At 43.3% G+C, this 13,575-nt stretch carries 15 protein-coding genes and 1 rRNA gene (1 of these 16 cut by a window edge); 14 read left to right on the top strand and 2 right to left on the bottom strand.

All coding sequences use genetic code 11. The features are described 5' to 3' along the window. Window positions 1-108: 108 nt before the first annotated feature. The 12 genes from H7F27_RS20070 (at window position 109) to salA (ending at window position 9,912) form a co-directional block, all read left to right on the top strand. Window positions 109-1,053 carry a DNA-directed RNA polymerase subunit alpha gene (locus H7F27_RS20070; RefSeq protein WP_010332783.1) on the top strand — a complete coding sequence of 315 codons (945 nt, stop codon included), beginning with the start codon at window positions 109-111 and terminating at the stop codon, window positions 1,051-1,053. Window positions 1,054-1,130: 77 nt separating this feature from the next. Then, a complete protein-coding gene (gene rplQ, locus H7F27_RS20065) occupies window positions 1,131-1,493 on the top strand; it encodes a 50S ribosomal protein L17 (RefSeq protein ID WP_003225836.1) in 363 nt (120 codons plus the stop codon). Window positions 1,494-1,622: 129 nt separating this feature from the next. After that, complete coding sequence (locus H7F27_RS20060) at window positions 1,623-2,468, top strand: energy-coupling factor ABC transporter ATP-binding protein (RefSeq protein WP_095714783.1); 846 nt, start codon at window positions 1,623-1,625, stop codon at window positions 2,466-2,468. Next, window positions 2,444-3,313: an energy-coupling factor ABC transporter ATP-binding protein gene (locus H7F27_RS20055; RefSeq protein ID WP_095714782.1), complete on the top strand. Its 870-nt coding sequence runs from the start codon at window positions 2,444-2,446 to the stop codon at window positions 3,311-3,313. The genes H7F27_RS20060 and H7F27_RS20055 overlap by 25 nt, the downstream gene beginning before the upstream one ends. Next, complete coding sequence (locus H7F27_RS20050; protein ID WP_127696154.1) at window positions 3,310-4,107, top strand: energy-coupling factor transporter transmembrane component T family protein; 798 nt, start codon at window positions 3,310-3,312, stop codon at window positions 4,105-4,107. The genes H7F27_RS20055 and H7F27_RS20050 overlap by 4 nt, the downstream gene beginning before the upstream one ends. A gap of 9 nt (window positions 4,108-4,116) precedes the next feature. Next, window positions 4,117-4,860 (top strand): tRNA pseudouridine(38-40) synthase TruA, encoded by a 744-nt coding sequence (truA, locus tag H7F27_RS20045; RefSeq protein ID WP_105955678.1) that lies wholly within the window; start codon window positions 4,117-4,119, stop codon window positions 4,858-4,860. A 161-nt stretch (window positions 4,861-5,021) separates the two neighbouring features. Next, on the top strand, window positions 5,022-5,459 hold the full coding sequence (gene rplM / locus H7F27_RS20040; protein WP_003241966.1) for a 50S ribosomal protein L13: 438 nt from the start codon (window positions 5,022-5,024) through the stop codon (window positions 5,457-5,459). Window positions 5,460-5,479: 20 nt separating this feature from the next. Continuing rightward, window positions 5,480-5,872 carry a 30S ribosomal protein S9 gene (gene rpsI, locus H7F27_RS20035; RefSeq protein ID WP_003225846.1) on the top strand — a complete coding sequence of 131 codons (393 nt, stop codon included), beginning with the start codon at window positions 5,480-5,482 and terminating at the stop codon, window positions 5,870-5,872. 681 nt (window positions 5,873-6,553) lie between these two features. Next, entirely contained in the window at window positions 6,554-7,321 is a 768-nt protein-coding gene (locus tag H7F27_RS20030) for a class I SAM-dependent methyltransferase (protein ID WP_095714778.1), read from the top strand. Between the two features lie 220 nt (window positions 7,322-7,541). Further along, a complete protein-coding gene (locus H7F27_RS20025; RefSeq protein ID WP_044153396.1) occupies window positions 7,542-7,985 on the top strand; it encodes a YbaK family protein in 444 nt (147 codons plus the stop codon). Window positions 7,986-8,044: 59 nt separating this feature from the next. Then, window positions 8,045-8,758 carry an N-acetylmuramoyl-L-alanine amidase CwlD gene (gene cwlD, locus H7F27_RS20020; protein ID WP_044153395.1) on the top strand — a complete coding sequence of 238 codons (714 nt, stop codon included), beginning with the start codon at window positions 8,045-8,047 and terminating at the stop codon, window positions 8,756-8,758. Window positions 8,759-8,853: 95 nt separating this feature from the next. Beyond that, window positions 8,854-9,912: an iron-sulfur carrier protein/transcriptional regulator SalA gene (salA, locus tag H7F27_RS20015; protein ID WP_103672513.1), complete on the top strand. Its 1,059-nt coding sequence runs from the start codon at window positions 8,854-8,856 to the stop codon at window positions 9,910-9,912. A 36-nt stretch (window positions 9,913-9,948) separates the two neighbouring features. Here the strand turns inward: salA and gerD are convergent, their stop codons facing one another. Beyond that, window positions 9,949-10,506: a spore germination lipoprotein GerD gene (gerD, locus tag H7F27_RS20010; protein ID WP_010332792.1), complete on the bottom strand. Its 558-nt coding sequence runs from the start codon at window positions 10,504-10,506 to the stop codon at window positions 9,949-9,951. Window positions 10,507-10,615: 109 nt separating this feature from the next. Here gerD and kbaA point away from each other — a divergent pair, with 109 nt between their 5' ends. Then, the gene (kbaA, locus tag H7F27_RS20005; RefSeq protein WP_095714777.1) at window positions 10,616-11,212 is read left to right on the top strand and encodes a KinB-signaling pathway activation protein; all 597 of its coding nucleotides are present in this window, start codon (window positions 10,616-10,618) and stop codon (window positions 11,210-11,212) included. Between the two features lies 1 nt (window position 11,213). Here kbaA and pdaB read toward each other — a convergent pair whose 3' ends face one another. After that, window positions 11,214-11,978 carry a polysaccharide deacetylase family sporulation protein PdaB gene (gene pdaB, locus H7F27_RS20000; RefSeq protein WP_101861377.1) on the bottom strand — a complete coding sequence of 255 codons (765 nt, stop codon included), beginning with the start codon at window positions 11,976-11,978 and terminating at the stop codon, window positions 11,214-11,216. A gap of 351 nt (window positions 11,979-12,329) precedes the next feature. Here pdaB and H7F27_RS19995 point away from each other — a divergent pair. Further along, window positions 12,330-13,575 (top strand): 16S ribosomal RNA (locus H7F27_RS19995); it runs 304 nt beyond the window's last position.

The following is a 13,575-nucleotide window of genomic DNA, read 5'->3' as shown; positions in this document are numbered from 1 at the left end:
ACCGACTCGTTGCCTGAGCACATACGGGACTAAACAATGGGGAATTTCGGATGGAATCTCATATGATTCTATTCGAGGTTTCGACGTTTTGAAGGAGGGTTTTAAGTAATGATCGAGATTGAAAAACCAAAAATCGAAACGGTTGAAATCAGCGACGATGCCAAATTTGGTAAGTTTGTCGTAGAGCCACTTGAGCGTGGATATGGTACAACTCTGGGTAACTCCTTACGTCGTATCCTCTTATCCTCACTCCCTGGTGCCGCTGTAACATCAATCCAGATAGATGGTGTACTGCACGAATTCTCGACAATTGAAGGCGTTGTGGAAGATGTTACAACGATTATCTTAAACATTAAAAAGCTTGCATTGAAAATCTACTCTGATGAAGAGAAGACGCTAGAAATTGATGTACAGGGTGATGGAACTGTAACAGCAGCTGATATTACACACGACAGTGATGTAGAGATCTTAAATCCTGATCTTCATATCGCGACTCTTGGTGAGAATGCGAGTTTCCGAGTTCGCCTTACTGCTCAAAGAGGACGTGGGTATACGCCTGCTGACGCAAACAAAAGAGACGATCAGCCTATCGGCGTGATTCCGATCGATTCAATCTATACGCCAGTTTCTCGTGTATCTTATCAAGTAGAGAACACTCGTGTAGGCCAGGTTGCAAACTATGACAAACTTACACTTGATGTTTGGACTGATGGAAGCACTGGACCTAAAGAAGCGATTGCGCTTGGTTCAAAGATTTTAACTGAACACCTTAATATATTCGTTGGTTTAACTGACGAAGCTCAGCATGCTGAAATCATGGTTGAAAAAGAAGAAGATCAAAAAGAGAAAGTTCTTGAAATGACGATTGAAGAATTGGATCTTTCTGTTCGTTCTTACAACTGCTTAAAGCGTGCGGGTATCAACACGGTTCAAGAGCTTGCGAACAAGACGGAAGAAGATATGATGAAAGTTCGTAATCTAGGACGTAAATCACTTGAAGAAGTGAAAGCGAAACTAGAAGAACTTGGACTCGGACTTCGCAAAGACGATTGACTAGTTTCCCTTGTGAACTAGGATTTTCGTGTGTTTATAATTCAGAAAAAGCATTCCAATAAAGGAGGGGACATCACATGTCATACAGAAAACTAGGACGTACGAGTGCACAGCGTAAGGCTATGCTTCGTGATCTTACAACTGATTTGATCATCAACGAAAGAATCGAAACAACTGAAACACGTGCGAAAGAACTTCGCTCTGTAGTTGAAAAAATGATCACGCTTGGCAAACGCGGTGATCTTCACGCTCGCCGTCAAGCTGCTGCATACATCCGCAACGAGGTTGCTAACGAAGAAAATAACCAAGATGCACTTCAAAAATTATTCTCTGACATTGCAACTCGTTACGAGGAGCGCCAAGGTGGATACACACGTATTATGAAGCTTGGTCCTCGCCGTGGTGACGGAGCACCAATGGCAATTATCGAATTGGTTTAATCACATATTTTTGTGTATCTAAAGAAGGGCGGGACAGTTTCTAACTGGATCTATGCCCTTTTTTTAGATACTGCAACTTTTCCAATAGAGAGACAAGCAGAGTATGAGCTGAGAGGAGGCCGGTTGTCCGTGAATCAAAATCAGTTGATATCGGTAGAGGATATCGTTTTTCGATATCGGAAAGACGCAGAAAGACGAGCACTAGATGGCGTCTCCCTGCAGGTGTATGAGGGTGAATGGCTTGCAATTGTAGGTCATAACGGTTCAGGGAAATCAACACTGGCCCGGGCATTGAATGGTTTAATCCTTCCTGAATCAGGCGACATAAAGGTTGCTGGAATTCAACTGACAGAGGAGTCAGTGTGGGAAGTGCGTAAGAAGATTGGAATGGTCTTTCAAAATCCGGATAACCAATTTGTCGGAACGACAGTTCGCGATGATGTGGCTTTTGGTTTAGAAAACAATGGTGTACCGCGGGAAGAAATGATTGAGAGAGTAGATTGGGCTGTCAAACAGGTCAACATGCAGGATTTTCTTGATCAAGAGCCGCACCATCTCTCCGGAGGCCAAAAGCAGAGAGTTGCGATAGCAGGGATTATTGCCGCACGTCCTGATATTATTATCTTAGATGAAGCAACATCCATGCTTGACCCGATCGGGCGAGAAGAAGTGCTTGAAACGGTAAGACATTTAAAAGAGCAAGGCATGGCAACTGTCATCTCGATTACACATGATCTGAATGAGGCAGCAAAAGCTGACAGAATCATTGTCATGAATGGCGGTAAGAAATATGCCGAGGGTACGCCTGAAGAAATTTTTAAATTGAATAAGGAACTTGTTCGAATCGGGCTTGATTTACCCTTCTCATTCCAGCTCAGCCAGCTCTTAAGAGAAAATGGACTGGCTTTGGAAGAAAATCATTTGACTCAGGAAGGGCTGGTGAACGAGCTATGGACATTACAATCAAAGATGTAGAGCATCGCTATCAGATAAAGACGCCGTTTGAGCGCCTTGCCCTGTATGATATCAATGCATCGATTAAGGAAGGCAGCTATGTGGCCGTAATAGGGCATACAGGCTCCGGTAAATCCACTCTTCTTCAGCACCTGAATGGTCTCCTGAAGCCTACAAAGGGGCATATTTCATTAGGCAGTACCGTTATACAGGCAGGAAAAAAGAATAAAGAGCTTAAATCCCTCCGAAAAAAAGTCGGAATCGTTTTCCAATTCCCCGAACATCAATTATTCGAAGAAACAGTTCTCAAAGATATTTCATTTGGACCGATGAACTTTGGTGTGAAAAAGGAAGACGCTGAACAAAAAGCGAGAGAGATGCTGAAGCTTGTAGGTTTATCTGAAGAGCTTCTGGACAGATCACCTTTTGAATTAAGCGGAGGACAAATGCGCAGGGTTGCAATTGCCGGGGTGCTTGCGATGGATCCTGAAGTGCTTGTTCTCGATGAGCCGACAGCAGGGCTGGATCCAAGAGGGCGAAAAGAGATCATGGACATGTTTTATGAGCTCCACCAACGGGGAAACCTGACGACAATTCTTGTTACCCACAGCATGGAGGATGCGGCTGCCTATGCTGATGAAATGATCGTGATGCATAAAGGAACTATCCAGGCATCAGGCAGTCCGCGAGACTTGTTCTTAAAAGGGGAAGAAATGGCCGGCTGGGGGCTGGACCTTCCGGAAACGATTAAATTCCAAAGACAGCTGGAAGCCGCACTTGGTATCAAATTTAAAGAACCTCTGCTCACAATAGAAGATGCCGCTGCTGAAATCCGTGCTCTCTTTCAGGGGGGAAAAACCTTATGATGGACAGCATGATTATCGGCAAGTATGTGCCGGGTTCTTCACTTGTGCACCGGCTTGATCCAAGAACAAAATTGGTTACGATCTTTTTGTTTGTCTGTATCGTTTTCCTGGCCAATAATGTGCAGACATATGCGGTGGTTGGTTTATTTACAGCAGGCGTTGTTTCCTTAACAAGAGTTCCTTTTTCCTTTTTGATGAAAGGGCTAAAGCCGATCATTTGGATTGTTCTTTTTACGTTCCTGCTTCATATTATCATGACACATGAAGGGCCGATCATTTTTGAACTTGGCTTTTTCAAGATCTATGAGGGCGGTTTGGTACAAGGGATCTTCATTTCCCTTAGGTTCGTCTATCTGATTTTAATGACAACTCTATTAACGCTGACAACAACACCTATTGAGATTACCGATGGGATGGAACAGCTGCTCAACCCATTTAAAAAATTGAAGCTTCCTGTTCATGAGCTGGCTCTTATGATGTCGATCTCTTTACGGTTTATCCCAACCTTGATGGAGGAGACAGATAAGATTATGAAGGCTCAGATGGCGAGAGGCGTTGATTTTACAAGCGGACCGCTTAAAGACAGAGTGAAGGCAATTGTGCCGCTGCTAGTCCCACTCTTTGTCAGTGCGTTTAAGCGTGCTGAAGAGCTTGCGGTTGCAATGGAAGCAAGAGGCTATCAAGGCGGAGAGGGACGCACTAAATACAGAAAGCTTGTATGGACGGCAAAGGATACTTCTGTCATCGTCAGCTTGTTCATATTGGCTGCTCTGTTATTTTTCTTAAGGGCTTAGAGGTGCTTTATGAGACTGAAATGCACAATTTCTTATGACGGACATTTGTTTAAAGGATATCAAGTACAGCCGGGGAAGAGAACGGTTCAGGATGAGCTGGAGAAGGCGCTGGCTGTCCTGCATAAGTCACAAGACAGAATCCCTGTCGTTTCCTCTGGAAGGACGGACAGCGGGGTTCATGCAGCCGGACAGGTGATTCATTTTGATACACCGCTCTCTATTCCAGCTGAGAGATGGCCCTATGCTTTAAATGCACTGCTTCCGGATGATATTGCAGTCAAAACGGCAGAAATTGCGGATGATGGGTTCCATGCACGATTTAGCGCAGTTAAAAAGGAATATCGCTACTTTGTATACACGGAGAAACACCCGGACGTATTTAAACGGCATTACGCTTACCATTTTTCATATCGCCTCAATGTGCAGAACATGAGAGAAGCGGCAAAGCATCTTTTAGGAACACATGATTTTACAAGCTTTTGTGCGGCTAAAACGGAAGTGCAGGACAAAGTGAGAACGATTTACGAACTCGATTGGACTGAGACTGATGACGGCCTGCAAATGCGGATCACAGGCAGCGGTTTCCTATATAATATGGTCAGAATTATTGCAGGTACTTTGCTGGATGCAGGTATTGGAAAAATTTCTCCTGATGATGTGAAATCCATGCTGGAAGCGAAGGACCGCGAAGCAGCAGGGCGCACAGCACCGGGACACGGACTGTACTTATGGAACGTTTACTATGACAACTAAACCAGGTGTATAATATTTTCTTGACAGAGTCTGCATAAAGTTATAAGATATCATATGGTATGTATTTCAACCCCACGATAAGCCCCGGAACTTATTGTGTTGTGAAATAGAACGTAATCGAAGTTTATTGAAAATGACAGATCATTTAGGAGGGAAATTCAATGCGTACAACACCTATGGCTAACGCAAGTACTATTGAACGCAAGTGGTTAGTTGTTGATGCTGCTGGCAAGACTTTAGGTCGTCTTTCTTCAGAAGTTGCAGCTATCCTTCGCGGAAAACACAAACCAACTTACACACCACACGTTGATACTGGAGATCATGTGATCATCATCAACGCTGAAAAAATCGAGTTAACTGGTAAAAAGTTAACTGACAAAATCTACTACCGTCACACTCAACATCCAGGCGGATTAAAATCAAGAACTGCTCTTGAAATGCGTACAAACTACCCTGAGAAAATGCTTGAGCTTGCTATCAAAGGCATGCTTCCAAAAGGTTCTCTAGGTCGTCAAATGTTCAAAAAATTGAACGTATACCGTGGTTCTGAGCATCCACATGAAGCACAAAAACCTGAAGTTTACGAACTTCGCGGTTAATTAAAAAGGAGGTTACCAATTTGGCACAGGTTCAATATTACGGTACTGGCCGTCGTAAAAGCTCTGTAGCGCGTGTGCGCTTAGTTCCAGGAGAAGGTCGTATCGTCGTTAATAATCGTGAAATCAGCGAGCACATCCCATCTCCAGCTCTAATCGAAGATATCAAACAACCATTAACTTTGACTGAAACAGCTGGAACTTATGATGTTTTAGTAAACGTACATGGAGGCGGCTTATCTGGTCAAGCTGGAGCAATCCGTCATGGTATCGCTCGTGCTTTGCTTGAAGCAGATCCAGAATACCGTGCAACACTTAAACGTGCAGGTCTTCTGACTCGTGACGCTCGTATGAAAGAACGTAAAAAATACGGTCTTAAAGGCGCTCGTCGTGCACCTCAGTTCTCAAAACGTTAATTTTACGTTTCAAAGCTCTCAACCATGGGTTGGGGGCTTTTTTTATTTTCTTTTAAGAATTAAAACAGAAGCGATTAAACAGGCATCCTTTTTTTGCTTTATAAAACGATCGTCTTTAAATGCCGGTCTTTCTCACAAGGTTTCGAATAGTTTAACCTCCGCTCCAGCACAAAATATGTCACCTTTCAATTCAATGCTTCAATGATCTATCTTGAGCCCCTGTAAATTCAAGCGCATGCTATTCTATGACTGGTGTATGTGCATCTAGATAAATAGAGCGCATCTGCGTGCTCCATTCAAACGTCCTTTGCAAATGGCATACGCATTTATTCGCTAAAATGGTTTGTTATCACAAATTGAAGGATTTTCAACTCGTTTTTGGAAACACGGAACCGTTCAAATACCAATTCGCATCGCAGAAAGAAACGTCTAGTGCTGAAGTGAGTCTTACATAAGTGTTCAAATGCCATAGGGCAATGAAAAGCGTAATGCCGGCATCAAGTGCTTTGTCATTAATTTGATTTGAAAAAGTGATATTATAATCACTAGCAATAAAATCACATATCTCCTTTGTTAATTTATTGCGGTTTTATGAATTTTTTTCCGAATATGCAAAGGGAAAGCGGTATCAATCTAGAAATATTTGTTATACTCTAAACATTAAAGTAAGGAGAACGATTCATGAATGCGTTAGTAGATCATAATAGCAAAGCCTGGGATCAAAAAGTAGAGACAGGCAATGAATGGACTGTTGCTGTAGAGCGGCATGTCATTGAACAAGCGAAAAAAGGGAATTGGGATATAAGGTTAACACCTATTAAAAATGTGCCAAAGGATTGGTTTCCTCCTGTAAAAGGCTTGAAGGTGCTTTGTTTGGCTTCAGGAGGCGGACAGCAGGCCCCGGTTTTAGCGGCAGCCGGAGCGGATGTCACCGTCTTAGATAACTCAGAACAGCAGCTTGGACAGGACAGAATGGTTGCTGATCGCGACGGCTTGACCATACGCACCGTGAAAGGAAGTATGGATGATCTCAGTCAATTTGAAGATGAATCATTTGATTTCATCGTACATCCAGTTGCCAATGTTTTTGTTGAAGATATCCTGCCGGTTTGGAAAGAAGCGCACCGCGTGCTGAAAAGAAATGGCGTTTTAATTTCAGGATTTGTTAATCCAGTTGTTTTTCTGTTTGACATTGAATTAGAAGAGCAGGGCGTTTTAAAAGTAAAGCACTCTATTCCATACGCCGACTCAGAAGATCTTCCAAAACATAAGGTGAAAAAGCTGATTGAAAATAATGAAGCTCTGGAATTCGGGCATTCCTTAGAAGACCAAATTAAGGGACAGCTCGATGCCGGTTTTATTGTCACTGGTTTTTATGAAGATAAAGGCGGTTTTGTATTGGATCAATACATTAATACATATTCTGCAACAAGAAGCATTAAAGTATGAAGGCAGCGACCTATTAGAGGGAGCTGCCTTTTATTATTGTGCTGCCTCTGCTTTTGTGAACAAACATACGTTCCCTGCCCCGCAGAAAGCTGCTTTTTTTACACTCTTTTTAATATGTTCAAGTTATCGACACCTTCATTTGGGCGAATTTCCAACCGAATTTGGGCATGGTTTCACCTCCCAAACCTCAAAATAACCGGTAAAAGGAGAGTGAATTTGTATGGCAGAGGTACTGTCTTTTATGGATGTGAAACGCCAAAAGGATTTTGAATTAGAAAAAAACTTGCTCAAAGAACTCTCACTTAGACAAATCATTCAGTCTGTAAAGGCATGTCTTACTCCATTATTTCCATTTTTGCAGGATGAAAGGGACGTTATTAGTGAAGGCTGTATTGATTTTGCGATAGAAGCTTATTTGTTAGGCGGGCGTTTCGGGGTTTTCGGGTATTATGGAGAATCTATGCAAAGTGTTAGTGCCCGCTCTGCAAGGGAAGAAGAAGAGCTTCGTATGGAGTTTTTTGAATACCTTTATCATTGGACACATGAGCAATACGCAACGTTTGATAAAAACACAGTTTATGAAGCTGCACGAAAATTCATCAAAGACTGGTGGACAGAAGGGTTTGTCCAAAGAGAAAAACAATGTAAGCTTCGCATGCGTTAATCATATTTCCCGACCCTGTCCCATACTTATGTAATAACGGACAAGCGGGAGGGGAAGGGATGAGGAAAAAGCTTAAATGGCTCAGTTTTATGCTAGGCTTCATCGTATTACTGTTTCTATTCAAGTATCAATTCAGCAATAACGATTCTTGGAATCCGTGGAGTCTGCCTTTGAGCGGAAAAATTATTTATCTTGATCCAGGTCATGGCGGGCCTGATGGAGGGGCAGTGGGCGGCAAGCTGTTAGAGAAGGATATAACCCTGGAAGTGGCTTTCAGAGTCAGGGATTATCTTCAGGAACAAGGGGCCTTAGTGATTATGACTAGAGAAAGTGACACCGATCTAGCTCCTGAAGGGACAAGAGGCTATAGTAAACGAAAAGCGGAAGACTTAAGACAGCGAGTGAACTTAATTAACAATTCAGAGGCTGAGCTCTACCTTAGCATTCATCTTAATGCGATCCCGTCACAAAAATGGAGCGGAGCCCAAAGCTTTTATTACGGAAAATACGAGGAAAACGAGAAAATTGCAAAATATATTCAGGATGAGTTGAGAACAAACCTGGAGAATACAACCCGAAAAGCAAAGAGAATTCATGGTATTTACTTAATGCAAAACGTCACAAAACCAGGTGCGCTTGTGGAAGTCGGTTTTTTATCCAATCCTGGAGAAGCAAAGATGCTGGGGAAACCGAAATATCAGGACAAAGTGGCATCTTCCATATATAAAGGAATATTGAGATACTTTACAGAAAAAGGCGACCCTCCGGAGTAAAGGAGGGTTTTCTCATGGTTCTAAGCAAAAGACACCTGCTGTTTATGTATGATATAATAATGTTTGTAAACGAATACACAAAAGGGTGAGGTTCGATGATAAGAGAAGATGAAGTAAGAAAACTAGTCGGTGAAATGCGCGAACCTTTTCTTCAAAGACCTCTGGGAGAATTGGATGCCGTTAAGGAAGTAAAAATAAAGCCTGAAAAACGGCATGTCAGTGTAAAAGTGGCTCTTGCAAAAACCGGAACAGCAGAACAAATGCAGGTTCAGCAAGAAATCGTAAATGTCTTAAAAGGGGTAGGCGCTGAGACGGTAGGCCTTCGATTTGAAGAGCTGCCTGAAGAAACAGTTGCGAAATTTCGGGCGCCGTCAACAGAGAACAAAACATTGTTAAATATGGATAACCCGCCGGTTTTCCTTGCTGTAGCGAGCGGAAAAGGCGGAGTAGGCAAATCAACTGTGTCAGTGAACCTTGCTATTTCTCTGGCTCGGCTTGGGAAAAAGGTCGGTTTAATTGACGCGGATATCTACGGCTTTAGTGTGCCGGATATGATGGGCATTACAGTGCGTCCAACAATTGAAGGAGACAAACTGCTTCCTGTTGAACGCTTCGGTGTAAAGGTCATGTCGATGGGTTTCTTCGTTGAAGAAAATGCTCCTGTCGTCTGGAGAGGGCCAATGCTGGGCAAGATGCTCAACAACTTTTTCCACGAAGTAGAATGGGGAGAAGTAGACTATATCGTTCTCGATCTTCCGCCTGGAACAGGGGACGTCGCACTTGATGTACATACGATGCTTCCGAGCAGTAAAGAAATTATCGTATCAACGCCGCACCCGACTGCAGCCTTTGTTGCGGCCAGAGCGGGGTCTATGGCTATTAAAACAGATCATGAGGTCGTTGGCGTCATAGAGAACATGGCTTATTATGAAAGTGCAAAGACTGGGGAAAGAGAATATGTCTTTGGCAAAGGCGGCGGAGATAAACTTGCTGAGGAGCTTAAAGTGCCTTTGCTCGGCAGAATACCGTTGAAACAGCCTGATTGGGATAAAGATCAATTTGCTCCGTCTGTTTATGACGAAAGCCATCCAATCGGTGAAATATATCATGACATTGCAAAAAAAGTCGTTGAAAAAATGGAAGTGCAAATATAAAAAGGCGAACCGGGATTTTTTGATCCCGGCTTCCCTTTACTCACCTTCTTTAGCGGTTTCTGCTGCTGCTTTTTTCAGTTCATCTTCGAACTGTTTTTTGTAAAGCGGACTAGAAAGTGTTTCAGTAATTACTTGTTCTAAATAACTGCGGAATTCTTGGCTTTTTGCCAGTTCGCTGTATTTTTTATTCATTCCCGGGTCCTGCATAACACTCATCAGCATTTTCTGATAATCCGGATCCTTCATCAGCTTTTTAATTACTTTTTCATGCTCTGTTTGAAGGGTTTTAGCAAAGCTTTCCGCAAATTCAGTGTCTTCAAAGATGTTTTTCCAAAAATCCGCACCTTTTTTAGAGGTGAGTGTTTTTTCTATTGTTCCTTTAATGGCATCCTGATCAATCACCAGTGCTTCATTCATCGCATCATCGTTTAATAATTCCTTAATTGCTTTCTTTCCATCATCTGTTTTTAATATATCAACAACCATTTTTTTGGTCTGATCATAATCCATATCCGCTGCTTGGTCTTTTGGAGCACAAGCTGTTACAGATAATATCAAAAAACAGCCCATCAATAGCGTTTTGGCTTTTGACATGCTTAAGCTCCTTTCACATACTTATCTTACTTTTAATATGATTCATCCGGTTGGAATTATACATAACAAAATATCGCGATCTGCGATTTTTGAGGGGTTGAATAAAGAAATGAAAAGCCGTGGCTTAGTTCGTTTTTTCTTTTCTATTTTAGCTGTCGGAGCGGTTGTCACAAGTGTTGTGGGTTTTGCTTTAAAATGGGGGGGATATAAGGAGCTGTTTCTGAACTTTGAAGCGGGCCAGATTTTCTCTGTTTTATTTTGGTTTATCGGTGTCGGCATGATTTTTAGTGTCATCAGTCAAATGGGCTTTTTCGTGTTTTTAACAGTTCACCGGTTTGCACTCGAAATATTAAGATCTTCATCATTATGGAATTTATTGCAGCTGTTTTTCATCCTGTTTGTCGCTTTTGATTTAATGTACGTGCGGTTTTTATTTTTCGGAGATAGAGGAGAGTCAATGGCTGGCTATGCGTGGCTGCCGTTATTTTTATTGATCTTCGGTTTGCTTACCGCGTATATAAAACAAAAGCAGTCCTCAAAGAAAACGTTTGTGTCATCTTTATTTTTAATGGTTGTGATCACTGCATTGGAATGGTTTCCTGCGCTCAGAGTAAATGATGAGGACTGGCTTTACTTAATGCTCTTTCCGTTAATGGCGTGTAATGCTTTTCAATTGCTGATGCTGCCGAAGTTTGCAGAGAAATAATTTATTTTACTTCGGCGGATTTAGCATCTGTGTTTGCAATGAGATCTCCCACGTTGACATTTTTTAAACCTTTTTCTCTCATATGATGGATAATCTCAGGCAGGGCCTCTTCTGTTTGTTTAGCTGAGTCTGAGGCGTGTAAAAGAATAATGTCTCCTCCTGAAACTTGACGGTTTACATTATCGACGATTTTTTCAACGCCTGGATTCGTCCAGTCATGGGAGTTCACACTATAGTGAACGACTGTATAGTTATACTGCTTTGCGATTGATAGGACATTTTTATTGAACTGACCGGTAGGAGGTCTTAGGAGCCGTATGTCTTTGATTCCTAATTTTTCAAAGGCAGTCCGCGCACGGTTAATGTCCTTTTTTATTTCACTATCCTCTAGATTGGCATAGTTTTTATACGCATAACCCATACTTCCTATTTGATGGCCGTCCTTTACAATGCGAGCCACCGTGTCCGGGTGGCGCTCGGCCCAAGAAGCGGAAAGAAAAAACGTCGCGTTTTTGATGCCGTTGGTTTTCAGGGTATTAAGAATAGGCTCGGCTTTCTCATCGCCCCAGCTGATATCAAAGGTAAGAGCAATGTCTTTTGAATCTGTTTCTCCTTTATAAATGGCTTTCGGTCCGCTGTCAGTCGAAAACACAGGGAGCGGGACAGCTCTTTGGATATAAAAAAAGCTGGCTGCAGCAAATGCGGCGATAAGTATAATGATAAATTGTTTAACGCGTTTTATGTGCCACACATAGAAGTGATTCACTGATGATGCCTCCTTATCTTGTCCATCATTCTTGTGTTACATCTTATGTGCCTGGCCAAACGAATATAACTGATAAAAAGTCTCTTTAAAACAGATTAAATTAGTTATTGACCATTTGATAATATCCGTGTTATATTATTATTCGTCGCTGATGAACAGCTGACAACAAATAAAAGCTTCATTAACCCTTTAAAAAAAGTGTTGACTTAAAAGAAGCTGAATGTTATAGTAATAAAGCTGCTTCGTTAAGCGGCATAAATGATCTTTGAAAACTAAACAAGACAAAACGTACCTGTTAATTCAAGTTTTAATATAAATCGCACAGCGATGTGCGTAGTCAGTCAAACTACTTTATCGGAGAGTTTGATCCTGGCTCAGGACGAACGCTGGCGGCGTGCCTAATACATGCAAGTCGAGCGGACAGATGGGAGCTTGCTCCCTGATGTTAGCGGCGGACGGGTGAGTAACACGTGGGTAACCTGCCTGTAAGACTGGGATAACTCCGGGAAACCGGGGCTAATACCGGATGCTTGTTTGAACCGCATGGTTCAAACATAAAAGGTGGCTTCGGCTACCACTTACAGATGGACCCGCGGCGCATTAGCTAGTTGGTGAGGTAACGGCTCACCAAGGCAACGATGCGTAGCCGACCTGAGAGGGTGATCGGCCACACTGGGACTGAGACACGGCCCAGACTCCTACGGGAGGCAGCAGTAGGGAATCTTCCGCAATGGACGAAAGTCTGACGGAGCAACGCCGCGTGAGTGATGAAGGTTTTCGGATCGTAAAGCTCTGTTGTTAGGGAAGAACAAGTACCGTTCGAATAGGGCGGTACCTTGACGGTACCTAACCAGAAAGCCACGGCTAACTACGTGCCAGCAGCCGCGGTAATACGTAGGTGGCAAGCGTTGTCCGGAATTATTGGGCGTAAAGGGCTCGCAGGCGGTTCCTTAAGTCTGATGTGAAAGCCCCCGGCTCAACCGGGGAGGGTCATTGGAAACTGGGGAACTTGAGTGCAGAAGAGGAGAGTGGAATTCCACGTGTAGCGGTGAAATGCGTAGAGATGTGGAGGAACACCAGTGGCGAAGGCGACTCTCTGGTCTGTAACTGACGCTGAGGAGCGAAAGCGTGGGGAGCGAACAGGATTAGATACCCTGGTAGTCCACGCCGTAAACGATGAGTGCTAAGTGTTAGGGGGTTTCCGCCCCTTAGTGCTGCAGCTAACGCATTAAGCACTCCGCCTGGGGAGTACGGTCGCAAGACTGAAACTCAAAGGAATTGACGGGGGCCCGCACAAGCGGTGGAGCATGTGGTTTAATTCGAAGCAACGCGAAGAACCTTACCAGGTCTTGACATCCTCTGACAATCCTAGAGATAGGACGTCCCCTTCGGGGGCAGAGTGACAGGTGGTGCATGGTTGTCGTCAGCTCGTGTCGTGAGATGTTGGGTTAAGTCCCGCAACGAGCGCAACCCTTGATCTTAGTTGCCAGCATTCAGTTGGGCACTCTAAGGTGACTGCCGGTGACAAACCGGAGGAAGGTGGGGATGACGTCAAATCATCATGCCCCTTATGACCTGGGCTACACACGTGCTACAA

Origin of the sequence: Bacillus sp. PAMC26543 (assembly GCF_014250375.1) — a bacterium.
Lineage (GTDB): Bacteria > Bacillota > Bacilli > Bacillales > Bacillaceae > Bacillus > Bacillus halotolerans.
This window is presented reverse-complemented; position numbering and strand designations above follow the sequence as displayed.

What these genes read in the sequence shown, in the direction of transcription:
- H7F27_RS20070 (WP_010332783.1), top strand. Translation starts at nt 109, where the DNA reads ATGATCGAGATTGAAAAACCAAAAATCGAAACGGTTGAAATCAGCGAC.
- rplQ (WP_003225836.1), top strand. Translation starts at nt 1,131, where the DNA reads ATGTCATACAGAAAACTAGGACGTACGAGTGCACAGCGTAAGGCTATG.
- H7F27_RS20055 (WP_095714782.1), top strand. Translation starts at nt 2,444, where the DNA reads ATGGACATTACAATCAAAGATGTAGAGCATCGCTATCAGATAAAGACG.
- H7F27_RS20050 (WP_127696154.1), top strand. Translation starts at nt 3,310, where the DNA reads ATGATGGACAGCATGATTATCGGCAAGTATGTGCCGGGTTCTTCACTT.
- truA (WP_105955678.1), top strand. Translation starts at nt 4,117, where the DNA reads ATGAGACTGAAATGCACAATTTCTTATGACGGACATTTGTTTAAAGGA.
- rplM (WP_003241966.1), top strand. Translation starts at nt 5,022, where the DNA reads ATGCGTACAACACCTATGGCTAACGCAAGTACTATTGAACGCAAGTGG.
- H7F27_RS20030 (WP_095714778.1), top strand. Translation starts at nt 6,554, where the DNA reads ATGAATGCGTTAGTAGATCATAATAGCAAAGCCTGGGATCAAAAAGTA.
- H7F27_RS20025 (WP_044153396.1), top strand. Translation starts at nt 7,542, where the DNA reads ATGGCAGAGGTACTGTCTTTTATGGATGTGAAACGCCAAAAGGATTTT.
- cwlD (WP_044153395.1), top strand. Translation starts at nt 8,045, where the DNA reads ATGAGGAAAAAGCTTAAATGGCTCAGTTTTATGCTAGGCTTCATCGTA.
- salA (WP_103672513.1), top strand. Translation starts at nt 8,854, where the DNA reads ATGATAAGAGAAGATGAAGTAAGAAAACTAGTCGGTGAAATGCGCGAA.
- gerD (WP_010332792.1), bottom strand. Translation starts at nt 10,506, where the DNA reads ATGTCAAAAGCCAAAACGCTATTGATGGGCTGTTTTTTGATATTATCT.
- kbaA (WP_095714777.1), top strand. Translation starts at nt 10,616, where the DNA reads ATGAAAAGCCGTGGCTTAGTTCGTTTTTTCTTTTCTATTTTAGCTGTC.